This window comes from Nocardia grenadensis NBRC 108939, assembly GCF_001613445.1.
Classification (GTDB): Bacteria; Actinomycetota; Actinomycetes; order Mycobacteriales; family Mycobacteriaceae; genus Nocardia; species Nocardia grenadensis.
On record NZ_BDCJ01000003.1, the window covers coordinates 454,517 to 472,295 of the forward strand.

The 17,779-nt window shown below is 69.9% G+C and carries 15 protein-coding genes; 5 read left to right on the plus strand and 10 right to left on the minus strand.

Annotation, left to right across the window (positions count from 1 at the left end; translation table 11 throughout):
* Nucleotides 1-68: 68 nt before the first annotated feature.
* Nucleotides 69-1,463 carry a wax ester/triacylglycerol synthase family O-acyltransferase gene (locus NGR01S_RS04330; RefSeq protein WP_084480342.1) on the minus strand — a complete coding sequence of 465 codons (1,395 nt, stop codon included), beginning with the start codon at nucleotides 1,461-1,463 and terminating at the stop codon, nucleotides 69-71.
* A complete protein-coding gene (locus NGR01S_RS04335) occupies nucleotides 1,460-2,884 on the minus strand; it encodes a wax ester/triacylglycerol synthase domain-containing protein (protein ID WP_245664425.1) in 1,425 nt (474 codons plus the stop codon). Before NGR01S_RS04335 ends, NGR01S_RS04330 begins: the two co-directional genes overlap by 4 nt.
* A gap of 308 nt (nucleotides 2,885-3,192) precedes the next feature.
* Between NGR01S_RS04335 and NGR01S_RS04340 the strand changes: the two genes are divergently transcribed.
* Nucleotides 3,193-4,089 carry a universal stress protein gene (locus NGR01S_RS04340; RefSeq protein ID WP_063034823.1) on the plus strand — a complete coding sequence of 299 codons (897 nt, stop codon included), beginning with the start codon at nucleotides 3,193-3,195 and terminating at the stop codon, nucleotides 4,087-4,089.
* 18 nt (nucleotides 4,090-4,107) lie between these two features.
* Here the strand turns inward: NGR01S_RS04340 and NGR01S_RS04345 are convergent, their stop codons facing one another.
* The 8 genes from NGR01S_RS04345 to NGR01S_RS04380 form a co-directional block, all read right to left on the minus strand.
* Nucleotides 4,108-4,362 (minus strand): hypothetical protein, encoded by a 255-nt coding sequence (locus NGR01S_RS04345; RefSeq protein WP_063034824.1) that lies wholly within the window; start codon nucleotides 4,360-4,362, stop codon nucleotides 4,108-4,110.
* A gap of 2 nt (nucleotides 4,363-4,364) precedes the next feature.
* Nucleotides 4,365-5,831, minus strand: coding sequence for a dihydrolipoamide acetyltransferase family protein (locus tag NGR01S_RS04350; protein ID WP_063034825.1), 1,467 nt, complete (start codon nucleotides 5,829-5,831; stop codon nucleotides 4,365-4,367).
* Between the two features lies 1 nt (nucleotide 5,832).
* Nucleotides 5,833-6,801, minus strand: a complete 969-nt coding sequence (locus NGR01S_RS04355) for an alpha-ketoacid dehydrogenase subunit beta (RefSeq protein WP_063034826.1) — start codon at nucleotides 6,799-6,801, stop codon at nucleotides 5,833-5,835.
* Nucleotides 6,798-7,778 (minus strand): pyruvate dehydrogenase (acetyl-transferring) E1 component subunit alpha, encoded by a 981-nt coding sequence (pdhA, locus tag NGR01S_RS04360; protein ID WP_373861387.1) that lies wholly within the window; start codon nucleotides 7,776-7,778, stop codon nucleotides 6,798-6,800. The genes NGR01S_RS04355 and pdhA overlap by 4 nt, the downstream gene beginning before the upstream one ends.
* A gap of 23 nt (nucleotides 7,779-7,801) precedes the next feature.
* Nucleotides 7,802-9,613 carry an acetate--CoA ligase gene (acsA, locus tag NGR01S_RS04365; RefSeq protein WP_174551654.1) on the minus strand — a complete coding sequence of 604 codons (1,812 nt, stop codon included), beginning with the start codon at nucleotides 9,611-9,613 and terminating at the stop codon, nucleotides 7,802-7,804.
* Nucleotides 9,610-9,855, minus strand: a complete 246-nt coding sequence (locus tag NGR01S_RS04370; protein ID WP_063034828.1) for a hypothetical protein — start codon at nucleotides 9,853-9,855, stop codon at nucleotides 9,610-9,612. The genes acsA and NGR01S_RS04370 overlap by 4 nt, the downstream gene beginning before the upstream one ends.
* 228 nt (nucleotides 9,856-10,083) lie before the next feature.
* The gene (locus NGR01S_RS04375) at nucleotides 10,084-10,962 is read right to left on the minus strand and encodes a universal stress protein (protein WP_084480344.1); all 879 of its coding nucleotides are present in this window, start codon (nucleotides 10,960-10,962) and stop codon (nucleotides 10,084-10,086) included.
* Nucleotides 10,963-11,021: 59 nt separating this feature from the next.
* Entirely contained in the window at nucleotides 11,022-12,002 is a 981-nt protein-coding gene (locus NGR01S_RS04380) for an Acg family FMN-binding oxidoreductase (protein WP_063034830.1), read from the minus strand.
* A 291-nt stretch (nucleotides 12,003-12,293) separates the two neighbouring features.
* On the opposite strand from NGR01S_RS04380, the gene NGR01S_RS04385 reads away from it, so the two are divergent.
* From NGR01S_RS04385 to NGR01S_RS04400, 4 genes are read left to right on the plus strand one after another with little or no spacing between them, the layout of a single operon-like run.
* On the plus strand, nucleotides 12,294-12,848 hold the full coding sequence (locus tag NGR01S_RS04385) for a flavodoxin domain-containing protein (RefSeq protein WP_063034831.1): 555 nt from the start codon (nucleotides 12,294-12,296) through the stop codon (nucleotides 12,846-12,848).
* 31 nt (nucleotides 12,849-12,879) lie between these two features.
* Nucleotides 12,880-15,174, plus strand: a complete 2,295-nt coding sequence (gene ppsA, locus NGR01S_RS04390; RefSeq protein ID WP_063034832.1) for a phosphoenolpyruvate synthase — start codon at nucleotides 12,880-12,882, stop codon at nucleotides 15,172-15,174.
* Nucleotides 15,171-16,685 (plus strand): bifunctional aminoglycoside phosphotransferase/ATP-binding protein, encoded by a 1,515-nt coding sequence (locus NGR01S_RS04395; RefSeq protein WP_084480345.1) that lies wholly within the window; start codon nucleotides 15,171-15,173, stop codon nucleotides 16,683-16,685. Before ppsA ends, NGR01S_RS04395 begins: the two co-directional genes overlap by 4 nt.
* On the plus strand, nucleotides 16,682-17,722 hold the full coding sequence (locus tag NGR01S_RS04400; protein WP_084480346.1) for a 1-phosphofructokinase family hexose kinase: 1,041 nt from the start codon (nucleotides 16,682-16,684) through the stop codon (nucleotides 17,720-17,722). Before NGR01S_RS04395 ends, NGR01S_RS04400 begins: the two co-directional genes overlap by 4 nt.
* Nucleotides 17,723-17,779: the final 57 nt, after the last annotated feature.

The window sequence follows — 17,779 nt, forward strand, 5'->3', positions numbered from 1 at the left end:
GGCAGCCGGTGGTTCCGCCCGCTACCCGGGGGCCGGCTCCGGCCCGAGAGATCCGGCACGGTGCGCGCTCACCGCATATCCGGCGGCCGAGGTTCGGGTACCGGTGGACGGTACGGAGTCCGGTCCGGAGGGTCGGCCGCCGCCACATCGCAACCGGCCCGCTCGGCGAGTTCCCGCACAGCACCACGGATTCCTGTCGCGAGCACGTCGATATCGGGAGTGGAGTCGTAGTCGCCGGTGATGCCGAACACCAGGTGATCGTGATAGCTGAGGATCGCGATCGCGGTCCGTAGACGCATGGCGATCGGCACCGCGGGCAACAGTTCCAGCACCGGCCGCCCCTGGAGAGTGAGCGGGTGCCGGGGACCGGGCACATTGGTCGCCAGGCCCGCGACCGCATGCTGGGGGAACCGGGCCACGAGCCGCAACGTCCACGCGACGGCGGCGAACGGCAGCCCACGCGCCAGCCCCAGCACGAGGTGTTCGGCACCCGGCGCGCCACCCGACTTGTGGGCTTTCATGGTCATATGGACTGCGCGGAGCCGGTCGACCGGATCGGGGCGGTCGACCGGCAGGTCGGGCAGCACCGCCGAGACACGGTTGTCCATGACATATTTCGCGTGATCGGCACGCATGGAGACCGGTACCAGTATCCGCAGCGGATGCGCCGCCGGGTCCTCGCCGCGCCCGCGCAGCAGTTCCCGGTATCCCGCGGTGATGGCAGCCAGTACGACATCGTTGACGGTCACGTGGTAGGCGGCGCCGATAGCGGATACCACGGGCAGCGACAGGCGCACCGCGGTGAACCGGCGCCGGTGCCCGATCGGACCGTTCAGCGACGACACGGGCCCCTGCTCGAGAACCGCGGCGCCCACCGGAACGAGGCTGCGCACGGTACCGAACACTGCTGCGGGTAACGCCGCGGCGAGCTTCGCCCATCCCGCGTTTTCCGGCTGTTGCCGCATCCGGCCGCTGCGGGCCGGCCGCTCCTCCGGTAGCGGATCGCAGAGGGTCTCGAACACGGCCAGTCCCGATACCCCGTCCACCAGACTGTGATGAGCCTTCAGGATCACCGCCCAGCGCTCGTCGGCCAAACCCTCCACCGCCACGCACTCCCACAGGGGACGGTCCCGGTCGAGTCGCTCCTCGAGCTCGGCCGCCACCAGCTCCCACAGCGCCGCGTCCCGTCCCGGCCGCGGGAGGGCCACCCACCGCAGGTGATGACCCAGGTCGAAGGCCGGGTCGTTTTCCCATTCCGGTGCGGCCAGGTCGAGCACGGTGCGGCGCACCCGCTGCCGCATCCGGGGCATTCCGGCAATTCGCGTATTCAGCACGGCCGCGAACTCCTCGTGCCGCTGCGGCGGGCCGGCCAGCACCGCTATCACCGCGACGCCGAGACTGATCCGCCGGTCGGCGTCCTCCAGCTCGATGAATCCGGTATCGAGCGGCCGTAACTCGTTCACGAGGTGCCCGACCGCTCGCCGGATCGTGCCACCATCCCGTCGCGACGCAGATCCCGGTGCGGGGCGAACGCAGCCACCTTACGGAAGCCGGAGGCCAGGCATTCGGTGAACTCCGGTAGATCGGGCACCGCCGCGGTGTCGGCATTGATCCCCACCGAGCACGTTCCCATATGGGAGATGAGCGTCGCGTTGAACGCGGTGCCGATGGTCGGCCCGAAGGCGTGCATCCGCTCGACCTCCGCGCCCGCCAGATACAGCGGAACCGGGGATCCCGCCACATCCGAGGCCACGAAATCGACGTGTCTGAGCATCTGCGCGATGGCACCGGCGGGAAGCCGGTTGAACACCGCCGCCACCGCGTTGGACCAGGGGATCGCCGGTTCCCGGCGCCACCGCTCCACGAGGTCGCGCACCACCCACATCAGTTCCCCGACATCGTCGGTGTCGGCGGGCACGGCGAACCGGGCCAGGGTGATGCGGTTACCGCCGGGCGGGTCGTCGGCGGTCCGGGTACTGATCGGCACCGTCACCCGGACCTGGCCGAGCGAGACGTGGTAACGCCGGTGGTAGGACCGCAATCCGAGCAACAGGGCGGTGAGAAAGGCGTCGTTGACGGTGCATCCCGCCCGGACCGCGGGCTCCTCCAGCTGGGTGAGTGGCACTTCCAGCACGGTCAGCTGCCGGCCGAGTCCACGTCCGATCATCACCGGCGACATGGTCTCGGTGACCGGACGGGCCAGGCGGGCCAGCGAGGAAACCATCGCCACACCGTCACGTACTGCGCCCACCGGATCGACCGCGGCACGTATCGATGCGGCGGCGACCCCGGCGGCGCCACCCCGCACCAACCCCCATCCAGCCGACCAGTTCCACGCGAGTACATCGGCGACCGGCGCCGCCCGACGCGGTTCCCGTTCGCGCACCGGTCCGCGTTCGGTGCCCTCCCGGGTGAAGTCCAGTACTTCCGTGGCGATCTGCATACCGCCGACACCGTCGGTGAGGCTGTGATGAACTTTCAGCACGGCCGCGCTTCCGCCGCCGGGCCGGCCCGACAGCAGCGTGAAGGTCCACAGCGGTCGCACCGGATCGAACGCTGTCATCACCTCGTTGCGGGCGAATTCCAGCACGGCCGCCTGATCCGCCGGTGGCGGTAGCGCGATACGCCGGAGATGCCAGAAGAGATCGAAATTCGGATCGTATTGCCAGCGCGGCGGGGTGAGCCCGAGCGGCGCCGCGGCGAGTACATGGCGGAAACCGGGCGCGACCCGTGTTCCCCGATCGAAGACGCGGACCAGCCGGTCCCACTCCGGTTCCGAGTCGAGGATCAGGACCGAGACGATCGTCGACCGCAGCGCGGGATCCTGTTCCATACTCCAGGTGAACAGGTCCGACTGGGTCATATGGGACTCGCGAGTGCCCATGCTCAGCCGCTTTCATCGTCGGAGTCGATCCCTGCGGAGTCGACCTTCCTACTGTCGTCCCGTCGCCGTGCGGCCGGCAGAGGCGAAGGTCACCGATTGGGCCGAGCGAATGACGAGCACCACGCGGACCGGCCGGGGCCCGCGGTCGTCCGGAGGACTTACGGCCCCGGCACCTCGGACATCGGGCTCTTGCCCGCGGTTCCGCGTCGGCGGAACGCTGGTTCCACCGCTGCACCGGATCGGGGCAGCCGGATATGCGAGGCCACGCGTTCGGAGGATGTCATGCGAATACCGGGCAATCACGAGTCGTGTCGAGCATCGGCGAATCCGTAGCCATGGACGAACGCTCGGGGGGTGACCGCATACCTCCGGTGGTCCTCGGTACCGACGGCTCGTCCGTGTCGTTGAACGCGGCGCGCTGGGCCGCATATATAGCCGGAGCCTTGCACGCCCCTCTGCTGGTGGTACACGTCCTTCCGATTCCCGGACACCGGCATGCCGCAGGTGCGCGACCGTGGTTCCACGGGCCGCGCCTCGCGGACCCGGACGCGGCGGTCGCCGTCCGCCGGACCGCATTGATCATCGGCACCTGCGCCGCACCCGCTGTCGCGGAGCCGGACATCGAAATCGCCATCGGGTCGGCCACGGCGGTCCTCGTGGAGCGCAGCCGCCGAGCCCGGATGCTGGTGGTGGGTGCCCAGACGGCGTTCGGGGAGAGGCGAACGGGTCCGACGACGACGGGCGTCGTCGCGCGGGCATACTCCCCGGTAGCCGTGTGGCGGGGTATGCCGGGCCATCCGATCCCGCGGGAGCGGCCGGTGGTCGCCGTGTTCGACGGCAGCGAGTCGACACTGCCGGCGCTGGTCCAGGGGTTCGAGTTGGCGGAAGCCCTCGGCGCGGGCCTCGAGGTGGTACGTCCTCGGTGCGGTATGCCGACCGGCCGGTACGGCTCCGCGGCGGTGGTGCCGCCGTCGCGGACCGCCGGCTCGACGGCGGGGATGGCCCGCGAACATCCTGCGGTCAGGTCGAGCGAGACCACGGTCTCCGGTTCGCTCCCGCATGTCCTGGCACGCAGATCGGCAACGTCCCAACTTCTGGTCGTCGCCGGCCGGCGCGCGACCGGCGCGTCGGCGGCACCCGGGCCGACCGTCATGTTCCTGCTCCGTCATTCGAGGTGCCCGGTGCTCATCTGCCGTCCCCGGTGAGCGCACCCGACGCCGGGCTCAGCCCGATCCGGTCAGGAAATCGACACACGACCGGATCGTGACCAGGCTCGGATAATCGCTTTCCTCGATACGTCGGGAGCCGGCGGAGAGGCGTTCGACGAAGGTCAGGAAATCTATCGAGTCCAGTTCCAGCGTGCTGCGCAGTTCCTCGTCGGCACCGAGTTCGGCGATCTGCTCGTCGGTGTCGAAGCCGCGCAGCGACGTACGCACCAGACGTTCGGCCTGCTCGGCGGTTAGGATCTCGGCTTCCATGGTCACAACTCCTCCGGATGCTGTAACAGATCGCGCACAGTGGTGAGAAAACGCGCACCCAGCGCGCCGTCGCTGGCCCGATGGTCCGCCGACAGGGTGATCGTGACCTGCGGCCGGACAGCGACCGCTCCACCGACCGCGCACGGGCGATCGGTGACGGTGCCGAATCCCACGATCGCGACCTGCGGCGCCGGAATCACGCCGAAGATCGTGCGCACCCCGGCTTCGCCGATATTGGTCACGGAGATACTGGCCTCCACCGTGTCCGAGGAGCGCAGCCGGGCCGTACGAGCCCGACCGACCACACCGCGGAGCGCGGTCATCATCCGCGCGGGCGACAATTCGTCGGCATCGGGAACGGTGGGCACGAGGATGCCGCCCCGGCGCAGCGATACGACCACCCCGAGATGAACGCGCGGCGACGGGCGGAACTCGTCATCGATCCAATGGCCGTTCAAATCGCCCACCCTGGCAGCGGCCCGGGCGGTCGCGCACAGCAGCAGGGCGGACGGGACGATTCGCTCCGGGACGGGCGCGCTCCGATTCACTTCCCGCAACCAGCGAACGGCGATGTCCACATCGATCACGTCGGACAAATAATAGTGCGGCACGGTTCGTTTGGACCGGGTCATCGCCGCCGCGATCTGTCGCCGGATCGCGGCCTGATCCCGGCCGCCCCCCGCGGGACCGGTCGGTTCCGCGACGACACCGGATGCGCTTCCTGTCGCGGCCGGCACAGGGGCAGCGGGCATGGTGTGCACATCGCGGGCCCGGATCGCTCCGCCGGGTCCGCTCCCGGTCAGCGATACCAGGTCGGTACCGAGCGCCGCGGCCAGTCGGCGCGCGTACCCGGAGGCGCGCGGGGACGGAGCCCGCACGGCCCGAACAGGTCCCTGTCCGTCGGTGGAACCGGAAGCGACCCCGGCGACTTCGGTCCGCTCGGTGGGTGCGACCGGTGCGCCGGTGGAGACAGCCGCCTCGATATCGGCCCGCACTATCCGTCCGGCCGGACCCGACCCTCGTACCGCCGCCAGGTCGATGCCCGCCTCGGCGGCCAGCTTGCGGATCAGTGGCGTCGCCCGGAAATCGGGTACGGCCGGCTTTTCCGCTTCCCGCGCACCGCCCTCGCGGAGCTCACGACCGGCCGCTGTGGTCGAAGCGGGGACGGATCCGAGTGCCCGCTGTCCGGTATCACCGTGCGGCGCGGGTCCGGCGGCCTCGGTTGTCGGCTGTTCGACGCGCTCGATAGTCGCCAGGACCGTGCCGACGGGCACCTTTCGGCCTTCCGGAACCAAGATATCGCCGACGATCCCGTCGTCGAAACATTCGACCTCGATGGCGGCCTTGGTGGTGTCGACCTCCGCCACCACATCGCCGGTGTGGACGGCGTCTCCCGGGTGCACCAGCCAGTGCAGCAGCGTGCCCTCGGTCATATCCGCACCGAGCGAGGGCATCCGGAATTCGGGCATCTCAGCTCACCGCCCGGACGACCGCGTCGACGACGCGCCCCGGCTGGGGCAGCGCGGCCTCCTCGAGTTGCCGCGCGTACGGAATCGGTACCTCGGCGGTACACACCCGGCCCACCGGGGCGTCCAGGTCGTAATAGGCGTGCTCGGCCGCGCGGGCGGCGATTTCCGCGGCGATACCCACGCTGCGCCAGCCCTCGTCCACGACCACCAGCCGGTGGGTGTGCGCGAGGGATTCCGCTACCGTGTCCTCGTCCAGCGGCCGCAGGCTGCGCAGGTCGATCAGTTCCGCGTCGATTCCCTGTGCGGCCAGCCGCTCCGCGGCGGTGGCGGCGATCGGCACGCTCGCTCCGTAGGCGACCACGGTCACATCCGCGCCCGGGCGGCGGATGATCGCCCGCTCGATATCGACCGCCCCCGCGTCCTCGGGCAGATCCCCCTCGAGGTTGTAGAGCGCGATCGGCTCGAAGATCACCACCGGGTCCGGGTCCTGTAACGCGGTCCAGAGCATGCCACGGGCGTCGGTCACCGTCGCCGGGGAAACCACTCGCAATCCCGGGATATGCGCGTAGTAGGCCTCCAGGCTGTGCGAGTGCTGGGCCGCGAGCTGGCGGCCCGCCCCGGTGGCCATCCGGATCACCAGCGGAACGCCGAACTGTCCGCCCGACATATGCCGCAGTGTCGCCGCGTTGTCGAGGATCTGGTCCAGCGCCAAGAGGCTGAAGTTCCCGGTCATGATCTCGACCACGGGTCGCAGCCCGCCGAGCGCGGCACCGATACCCGCCCCGACGAACGCCGATTCGCTCAACGGCGCGTCCCGGATTCGCCGCGGGCCGTACTCGTCGAGCAGGCCACGGCTGACTCCGAAACAACCGCCGTAGGCACCGACGTCCTCCCCTATCAGGAAAACGCGGTCATCGCGGTGCAACGCCTCCCGCAGGCCTTCGCGCAACGCTTCCCGATAGGTGGTCATGGCCGCTCCGCGTACACGTGGCGGGTCAGGTCGGCGACCGGTTCCCGGGGCGCCTCTTCGGCGGCCGCGACCGCCTCGTCCAGTTCCGCCGCGACGGCGTCCTCCAGTGCGGTGAGTCCCGCTTCGTCCAGGTCACCGGACGCGCGGAGTTCGGCCGACAGACGCGGAATCGGATCTCGCGCCTTCCACCGCTCGATCTCGGCCTTATCGCGGTAACGATCGGCGTCGTAGAGCGAATGGGCGCGAAAACGGTAGGTTCGCAGTTCCAGGAAACAGGGCCCGCCCCCACCGCGGATCGAGGCCACCGCGCGCCGCGTGGCCGCCCCCACCGCCTCGACATCCATACCGTCGACGGGCCAGGACATCATCCCGTAACTCGCGGCACGCAGCGCGAGGTCGGTGACCGCGTGTTCCCGACGCAGCGCGGTGCCCATGGCGTACTGGTTGTTCTCGCAGGCGAAGAGGACCGGCAGGTGCCACAGGGCCGCCAGGTTCAGGCATTCGTGGAACTCTCCCTCGGCAGCGGCACCGTCCCCGAATAGGCAGACGGTGACGATCGGCTCCGCGCGCATCGCGTCGGCCAGCGCGAGACCGACCGCCAGTGGCATGCCCCCGGCGACGATCGCATTACCGCCGTAGAAACGACGATCGGCGTCGAACAGGTGCATGGAACCGCCACGGCCGCCGCTGCACCCGGTCGCCCGCCCGAACATCTCGGCCATCAGATCCGGCATCGGTATCCCACGAGCCAGCGCGTGGCCGTGTTCCCGATAGGTCGAGACGACCGCGTCGGCCGGGTCGATCTCCCGGAGCAATCCGGCTGCCACCGCCTCTTCACCGATGTACAAATGCAGGAAACCACGAATCTTCTCGGCGCTGTAGAGACGCACACAGCGTTCCTCGAAGCGCCGGATCCGGATCATCTGCCGCAACAACTCGATCCGCTGCGCCGGCGGAAGCGGCGGGTCGACGCCCACCCGGGTGTCCGGCTCGGTCGCGGTCACCGGAGGTTCTCCAGCGTCGACACGTCCCCCTCGGGCAACCCCAGTTCCCGGGCCTTCAGCAACCGGCGCATCACCTTACCGCTGCGCGTATGAGGTAAGGCTTCGGTGAAAACGATCTGCTTGGGTGCCACCGCCCCCAGCGCGCGCCGGCCGAACGCCAGTAACTCGGTGCGCAACCCATCGGAAGCAGGATATCCGGGGCGCGGTAATACAAAGGCTTTCACCAGTTCGCCCACCACGGGATCGGGAACGCCGATAGCTCCCACCTCCGCGACCGCCGGATGCGCCATCAGCGCGCTCTCCACCTCGAACGGCCCGATCAAATGACCGGCGGACTCGATCACATCGTCGGCCCGCCCGACGAACCAGTAGTAGCCGTCGTCGTCGCGGCGGGCCAGATCACCGGACAGATACCAGCCGCCGGCGAAAGCGCGCGCGTATCTGCCGGGATCACCTCGGTAATCACGGAACATCGACGGCCAGCCCGCCCGTAACGCCAGCTCACCGACCTCGCCGCAGGCTGCCTGCTCGACGGCGCCGTCCGCCACGGCGGCACGCCCGTCCCGGCCGCTGCGCAGGATCGTGGCGTCGACTCCGGGAAGCGGGCGTCCCATCGAACCCGGCCGGACCTGTTCGGCGGCCAGGTTCGCGATCATGATGGCTCCGGTCTCGGTCTGCCACCAGTTGTCGTGGACCGGATGTCCCAGCACCCGATGCCCCCATTCGACCGCTTCCGGATTCAACGGTTCACCGACACTGGCCACGAAACGCAGTGCCGACAGATCGGTGCCCGCGGGCAGCTCGTCGCCACGGCGCATCAGCATCCGCAATGCGGTCGGGGCGGTGTACCACACCGACACCTGTTCCTCGGTGAGGATCCGGTACCAGCGTTCGGTATCGAAATCGGCCTCGTCGCTGACGACCGACGTGCCCAGGCTCAACGGCGCGATCACCCCATAGGACATACCGGTGACCCAGCCGGGGTCGGCGGTGCACCAGTAGCTGTCACCGGGACGTAGGTCGAGTGCGCTGCGAGCGGTGATCCGATGGGCGAGAACGGCTTCGTGCACATGGACCGCCCCCTTCGGTTTACCGGTGGTTCCGCTGGTGAAATGCAGCAGCGCCGGGTCGTCGGCTCGGGTGCGCACCGAGGGGAACCGCTCCTCCGCGGCGGCGACGGCCACCGGCATGCTGATGGCGTCGTCGGCCGGTTCGCTCTGCGGGGGTTCATCAGCGATGAGCACATGCCGCAGGCACGGCAGCACGCTGCGCACCGGAGCGACTCGGCGACGGTACAGCGACGCCGTGGTGACCAGGGTGGTCGCGCCGCAGATCTCCAGCCGTTGCCGCACCGGCTCCGGCCCGAACGCCGAGAACAGGGATACCACTACGCAACCGACCTTCCAGGCCCCCAGCGCCGCCACGTACAACTCCGGTGTGCGTCCCAGCAGCAGTGCCACATGCTCCCCCGGGCAAACTCCCAGAGCCCGAACCGCATTGGCGAAACGATTGCTGAGCAGCGCCAACTCCGTGTACGTCAGCTGTATGCGCGTGCCTGCCGCGGAGTGCCAGCGCAGCGCTACCCCGTCCGCGAGCGGTGTGCCGAGATGGCGATCGACTGCCTCGACGGCGATGTTCACACCGCCTCCGGGCATACCCATCAGTTCCGCCCGCGCTGTTCGCCAGTCGAATGTCCGGCGTGCATGGTCGTAATCGGTCAGGTTCGCCGCCGACCGTTCGGCCGGAGTCTTCTCGATCGGCGCCCAGTGCACGGACGCAGCGGCAGGATGCCGGCTGGTAGAAGTCATATCGTCCTCCGTGCGAACCACGGTTCCCGGGACGGGACGATAACGATCGAGGACCCGGTCAGGGCCACTTCGGGGCCGGAGCCGACCGGCAGTGTCCACGAGTTGATCAGTTGCAGACCGCAGCCCTGCAGAACCGCCTCGTCCGCGGCCCCGGCGGTCGCGCGGTACGAATTGAGCGATCCATCCACCGCCGCGAGCACCACCGGGGCGGCGTGCGGCAGACCGGAGGCGGTATGCGCCATACGTTTCCTCCTTCGCGGCCCGCCCCCACTGCCCGGACGTCACTTCGTCGGTCCGTGAACCCCTTTTCCGAGTCCACGGGTCAGTACCGAGCATCCCGCCGCGGAACAGCGTCCGGGCAGAGAAGAAGGTCCTCGAGTCGATGGGCGCAATGCCCGCCCGGTTCTACGCGAGGGCCTCGTAGCCGGCCGCCGGGCAGTCGGGGATGCTCCGGTTCGGCCGATGCCCGCTCACCGATGCACGATGAGCAACGGGCATTCGGCCGCGTACAGCAGCGCGACGGTGACCGCCCCCAATACGGTTCCCGCGGCGCCGCCGCGACCGTGTCGTCCCACTACGAGTAGCTGGGCCCATTCGGATTCGCCGACCAGTGACCGTGCCGGTGCGTCCGTGCGGACGATCCGGTGCACCGGCACCGCCGGATACCGGTCGGAATGAGCCGCCAGCTGCTCGTCGAGCAGTGTTTGGTCCGGCGGGCCCGAGCGTCCGGGGAGCCGGATGCCACTGGTATCGCTCCAGCAGTGCACCGCCACCAATCCCACGTCGCGCCGGGCGGCCTCGGCGAACGCGGTGTCGAGCGCCGCGACGCTGTGTGCGCTGCCGTCCACACCCACTGCCACCGGACGGCTGCGCGATACCGGGTCGGTCCCCGATTGCCCGGACACCACCGCGACCGGGCAGTCGGCGTGGGCCGCCACAGCGGAACTGAGCGAGCCGATCACAGTACGGCTGATGCCGCCGCGGCCGCGCCGGCCGACCACCAGCAGCGGGATCCACGGAGACCTCTCGAGCAGCACCGAGGCGATGGCATCGAAGGTCACCTCGGTGGTGACCGCTACCGTGACACCGCCCGTAGTGGCGCGGGTGATCCGCACGGCTTCGTCCAACACCCACTCCGCGTCGGCACGCAACCACTCGGCTTCGGGCTCGTCCACCTCCGGGCTGGGAGCCGAACGCGGCGGAAGAGCACACGAGACGATCAGGTGCACGCCCCGTCCACACAGGCTTGCCTCCAGCCCGGCCCACGCGGCGGCACGAAACGACGACGCGGAACCATCGACCGCTGTCGTGATCGGCGTCGTGGGTGGCCGGACGGTCGTCTCGCTCATAGATCGCTCCGTGCTCGAGCCGGTCGGCCCGGGTCACCCCCGGCCGCCGACGAAAGGTGTTACCGCAGCCGGCCGACGACTTCCGCGAGCGGGCGGCGGGGCGAGACGGGCACCGCGCCGGCGGCGACTTCCGCCCAGCCGACGCGAATGATCAGTTGCGGGAACCCGATACCGTCGAGTACCTCGCCCTGCACCGCCGCCCGGGTATCCGGCAGTTCCAGGGCCTCGCTCATGGGGCACGTCGCCATGCCGAGCACGGTCGCCGCGAGCAGTACAGCGCTCCCGGCTTCACCTGCCCGCAGGCGGGACAGACGATCGTCGGCAGGGGTGTGGATCAGGAGGAGACTGCCGCCCTGGGTCATCTCCTGCACCCCGGATTCGCTGAGGGTGGCTTCCGCGAATTCCCGGGTGAACGGGTCGTCGTCCGCGACCGGTACCGCATTGCGCGCGGGTACGCCGTCGGCCGACGCGTGCCGCCCGCTCCACATCGACAGCTCCGCCCGGTACGACGGGTCGCGGCGATGCTGTCCGGCCGCCCGGGTGAACGCCGACATCAGGGTGGAGCGCCCCGGGCCGGCGGTGATCTCCCGCACCTCGGCGCCCTCCTCGGTACCCGCGGCCAGTAGCGTGGCCAGATCGGCGGGCGGAGTCTCCCACGCCGAAACCCGTCGGCGATCGGTATGCCTGCGGTTGATCGCACGGGCCAGTTCCTCGTCCTCCGCGGTCGGCGTCAGGCGGGCGAATTCGATCGCGGCCAGATGCGCCGGCTCCGCGGGGTTCGGGATGCGGTGCACGATAGTCCGCCACCCCAGAGATCTCGCCGCGACCCGGAAATGGTGCAGCGCGGCCCCGCAACTGAGGATCTCGTCACGCCCGTCCGGATCCGCGCAGGCCAACCGTCGGCTCTCGTCGGCATACAAGTGCACTGTCCGGTCACCCACCCGCCACTGCCAGGGTTGCGTATTGTGCACCGACGGCGCGCGGACGGCCAGCGCGAGGGCGGCGCGAACGGCCTCGGCGTCGGGGTGGATCCCGGTCATAACAGGTCCTCGCTCTCGAATCGGGTCCGTACCGTCGGCCCGGAGAAAGCCGCGCCTACACGCCTCGGCCCCCAGGGTGATTGCGGGCAGATGTTCGCCTCTCAGCTTCGCGGCCACCCGGGCGCGCCGAGACAGGCGAAAGTCACCTGTCGAAGTGTCCTCCGGCAGTACCTCCGCAGGCTCGTGCCGAAGGCCCGGCGCCGGCCCGCCGCCCCCGCTCGGGTCCATGGTCCCGGCGGCGGGGGTATCAGGACCCTCCTCCCGTACCGCGACTCGTTGGACCCTGAGAACATGACATCGAAGCGCCCGCGTATCGCAGTCCTCTATGCCACCGAAGAGGGGTCCACCCGTGATATCGCCGAGTACATCGCGGCCGATCTCGAGGAGCGCAGCGCCGAAGTCGAACTGCACGATATCGACCATGCGCCCGACCCGTCCCGGTTCGATACCGTGATCCTGGGCAGCGCGATCCACGACATGGACTTCCTGCCGGCGGCCGCCGACTATCTACGTCACCACCGCGACCAGCTCGCCACCACAGATCTCCGGCTGTTCGGAGTGGGCCTCGGCCCGGCCCTGCGCGGCCCCCTCGGCCGTCGACTGGGCCGGATGACCCCGCCGAAGATCACCACGCTGTGTAAGGAGGTCGCCGCCCGGGACTACCGTGCGTTCGCCGGGCACTACGAACGCACGGGTGTGTCGTTCAAGGCACGTGTCCTCTACCGGCTCATGGGAGGCGGACGCTACGGCGATCTGCGCGACTGGCCCGCGATCATCGCCTGGTCCACGGCCCTCGGCGACTCGCTCGGCCTGCCCCGCGCCCACGTGACCGTGATTCATCCCTGAGACATCGCTGCGCACCTCCGGAGGAGCAACAATGGGCCGATATGTCGCACCATTCGATCAGCTCGGCATCGGCGATGTAGCGGAGGCGGGCGGCAAGGGCGCCAATCTCGGCGAACTCGTGGCGGCGCGGCTTCCGGTTCCGCCCGGTTTCGTCATCCTGCGGGCCTGCTATGAACATGTGATCACCCACGGCCACCACGGTGCCGAACTGGACCGCCTGCACTCCGCAGCGCTCGACGGGGTCACCGACGGGCCCGAACTGGCGACACGGTGCCGCGCAATGCGCGAGCTGATCCACGACACCGTTCTCGAGCCCTCGGTACGCGAGGTCATCGGCTCGGAGTATCGGGCACTCGGCACGGATATCCCGGTCGCGGTGCGTTCTTCCGCGGTCGGGGAGGACAGTGCGACCGCTTCCTTCGCGGGGATGAACGCGACCCTGACCAATGTGCGCGGTGAACAGAAGCTGCTGGACGCGGTGATCGAATGCTGGGCCTCCCTTTTCACCCCGCGCGTGCTGGCCTACCGGGCGCGGCGCGGGATCACCGACCGTCCGCAAATGGCTGTGGTGGTGCAGGAAATGGTGACCGCGCGGGTATCCGGAGTCGCGTTCACCGCCGACCCGGCCACCGGACGCGAGGACCGCGTCGTGGTGGAGGCCGCCCGCGGCCAAGGGGAAGTGGTGGTATCCGGCGCCACCGAACCCGATACCTACCTGCTCGACGCCGCCGGGCCGACGCTGCTGAGTACTCGCGGGGGCCACCAGGAGTACGCCGTGGTGGCCGGCGCCGACGGTGACCGGCGGGTCGCGCTGTCCGCGGCCGACACCGCCGCACCGGTCCTGCGCGAATCCGAGGCCGTGGCTGTCGCACGAATGGCGCTGGCCGTGCAGGAGCATCACCACGGCACACCACAGGATGTGGAGTGGGTTTTCGACACCGAGCGGTTGTGGCTGGTGCAGGCCCGGCCGATCACGACCCTGCCCGGGCGGCGCTCCGGCGGTACCGCCGATACACGGGAGGATTCCGGAATCCTCGTCCGTGGGCTCGCGGCGGCTCCCGGCTCGGCCACCGGAGCGGTCCGGGTCCTCGATTCTCCCGCCCGGGGCGATACCCTGCGCGACGGCGAGATTCTGGTCGCCCCGATGACGAACCCGGATTGGCTGCCCACCTTGAGCCGAGCCGCCGCGGTGGTCACCGACAGCGGCGGTATGACCTGCCACGCCGCCATTGTCGCGCGGGAACTCGGCATACCCTGTGTCGTCGGCGCGCGCACCGCCACCACCACGCTCACCGATCACGCGGTGGTCACGGTCGACGGTGCCTCCGGCGAGATCCGTGCCGGAGCCGCGCGTGGCGGCGCGCGAACCACGGACCGCGCCCCGGACGGCGCGGCGACCGGGGCAGCGGAGCCGACCGCCACCCGGGTGTATGTCAACCTCGCCCTGCCCGAAACCACCGAACACATCGCCGCGACCGATGTCGACGGCGTCGGACTACTGCGCGCGGAGACGCTGCTGACCCGGGCCCTGGACAACCGGCACCCACGTGATCTGATCGCCCACGGCGAGCAGGAGCGGTTCGTGGCCCGCATGTCGGAATCACTGCACCGCATAGCGACCGCTTTCCGGCCCCGGCCGGTGGTGTACCGGGCCAGCGATTTCCGCAGCAACGAGTTCCGCGGGCTGGCCGGGGGCGACCGCTACGAACCCACCGAGAACAATCCGATGATCGGCTACCGCGGCTGCTACCGCTATGTCCGCGATCCCGAGGTGTTCCGGCTCGAGCTGTCCGCGCTGGCGCGGGTGCGCGAGCAGTCGCCGAACCTGCACCTGATGATCCCGTTCGTCCGGACCCGCTGGGAACTCGAATCCTGCCTGGAACTCATCGATTCGAGTCCGCTCGGGAGCCAGCGCCACCTGCATCGCTGGGTGATGGCCGAAGTGCCGTCGGTGATGTACTGGCTGTCGGAATACGCCGGACTGGGTATCGACGGTGTCTCCATCGGCAGCAACGATCTGACGCAGCTCATGCTGGGCGTCGACCGGGACTCCGAACAGTGCAGCGAGCTGTTCGACGAATCCGATCCGGCCGTACTCGACGCCATCGCGCAGATCGTCACGACCGCCCGCGGAGCGGGCATCACCTCGTCGCTGTGCGGCCAGGCGCCGTCGAATCGTCCCGAGTTCACCGAGCACCTGGTGCGGATGGGGATCACCTCGGTCTCGGTGACACCCGACGCCGTTGCGGCGGCCCGCCGCGCGGTAGCCGCCGCCGAACGCCGTCTGCTGCTCGACCACGCCCGGTCCGCGGCGGCGCCCCGATGACCCTCTCACCGCCCGGTTCCGCCGAGCCGGTCCCGCCGGTGACCCGCACCGAGGCGGCAGTACTACGGGAAACGCACACCGGTGTGGTCGTCCTGTTCGGCGACCGCGCGTACAAGGTGAAGAAGCCGATCACCACCGATTTCCTGGACTTCGCCACGCCGCAGGACCGGGAACGGGCATGCCGGCGCGAGCTCGAACTCAACCGGCGGCTCGCGCCGGATGTCTACCTCGGTCTCGCATATCTCACCGATCCGATCGGCGGCGCGGACGAACCGGTGCTGGTCATGCGCCGGATGCCCGAGAGCCGCCGGTTGTCCACTCTGCTCGCCGATCCCGGCCGTCCGGTGCACGATCTGCGCGCGCTGGTCGCCACTCTCGTGGATTTCCACGAGGGTGCCCGGCGGGGCCCGGATATCGATCGTGCCGGGACGGGCGCGGCGTTGCGCGATCGCTGGCGAAGCGTCCTCGACCCACTGCACGAACAGTCCCCCGCGGTCATCGATCCCGCCCGCCTCGCCGCGATCGAGGAACGCGCACTGGACTACGTTCGCGGCCGGGATCGACTGTTCGCCCAGCGGATCGCGGGCGGATGGCTGGTGGACGGGCACGGCGACCTGCTCGCCGAGGACATCTTCGACCTGCCCGACGGGTTCCGGATCCTGGACTGCCTGGATTTCGACGATGAACTCCGCCATATCGACCGCCTGGACGATATCGCCTTTCTGGCGATGGATCTCGAATTTCTCGGCCACCCCGGGGATGCGGCCCGTCTGCTCACCGACTACCGGCACCTCGGCGGCGACCGGGCGCCGTCATCGCTGGACCATCACTATCGGGCCTATCGCGCGGCGGTGCGGGCGAAGGTCGATGTGATCCGCTACGGCCAGGGCGACAGCACCGCACGGGACCGTGCCGGGCGGCACCTGACGCTGGTCGAACAGCACCTGGAGTACGGCGCGATCCGGCTCGCGCTGGTCGGTGGGCTCCCCGGCACGGGCAAGACCACCGTCGCCGGACAGCTCGCGAAAGCCACCGGTTCACAGCTGCTCTCGAGCGATTCGATCCGCCGGGAACTGATACGCGCGGGTGAGATAGCCGGTGCGGCCGGTGCCTACGACGCCGGCGCGTACGCACCGGAGAGCAGACACCGGGTGTACACCGAATTGCTGGCGCGCGCCCGCCCGCTGTTGCAGACGGGAGTACCGGTCGTATTGGACGCCGGCTGGCCCGCCGCCGACGAGCGCCGCAGTGCACGCGAACTCGCCATCGCGCTCGGCGCCGAGCCGGTGCAGCTACGGTGTGAATGTCCCCGCGACATCGCCGACCACCGGCTGCGGGCCCGGCCCCGTGGCGAATCCGACGCCACCCCACCGATAGCGCACGCTATTTCGGCGACCGCCGCACCCTGGCCCGAGGCCGTCGTGCTCGACACCCGGCGACCGCCGGCACTCGTCGCGGCCGAGGCGTTGCATCGGTGGCATGACAGCGGGCGCCACCGGAGCCGGCCGTGAGCCGCGCACCGGACGGAGCGGTACGGGTCCTCACGGTGACGCTGAACCCGACCGTCGATATCTGCCTGGAAGTGGACGAGCTGATCGCGGAGGGCAAGAACCGGGCACGGGTCCGCTCTGTCCGCGCGGGCGGCGGCGGTATCAATGTGGCGCGCTGTATCCGGCGGCTCGGGGGTACGGCCACCGCCCTGTACCTTTCCGGCGGCGATACCGGGCTGCGGCTGGACCATCTACTCGCGGACGAGGGTATGGACAGGCTTCGGGTACCGGTCGGGGGCGGAACACGGGAAGCCTTCGTCGTCACGGAGAACGGGACGGGGCGCAGCTACCACATCGTTGCGCCGGGTGCGACGATCACGGAGCAGGAAACGGCCGGTGTGCTCGCGGCGGTCCGGGCCGGACTACCCGGCAGCGCCGCGCTCGTCGTCACCGGCAGTGTCCCACCGGGGATCCCCGACGATTTCACGGCGACCGTGGTCCGCCAGGCCCGCCCGGGCCGGATCCCGGTACTCATCGATGTGACGGGCGGGCAGCTGCGCCGGTTACCCGGCGAGGACGTATTCCTCATCCGGCTGGACCGCAAGGAGGCCGCCGGGCTGATCGGCTCGCCCATCCTCTCCTTCGACGACGCCCGGCGGGCGAACCACCAGCTGCTCGAATCCGGCGCGACGCGGCACGCCGTGACCACCGTGGGCGCGCTCGGGGCCGTGTATTCCGAACCCGGCGTCGATCACGAGATCTCCGCGCCACCGCTGCCCGGCCGGGCACGCAGCGACGCCTGCGCCGGCGACAGTCTCGTGGCCGCCCTCACCTATCGCACCCTGCGCGGCGATGGTTGCCTGCGCGCCTGTCAGTTCGGTGTCGCGGCGGCGGCCGCCACGGTGTCGCTGCCGGGCACCGATGTTTTCGAACCCACAACCGTCGACGAGCTGGTCCGGCGGGTCCGAGTCCGCAGTGTCGCGGCCGGGACGGATCCGGCGGGCGCGGATCGCCCCGGCCCGGATGTGAGGGATGTGGGAGCCGGTCTCGACAGGTAGGCCCGCGACCGCTCCGATCACGACCCCTCACCTTCGGCGGAGGACCTAATGCCCCTC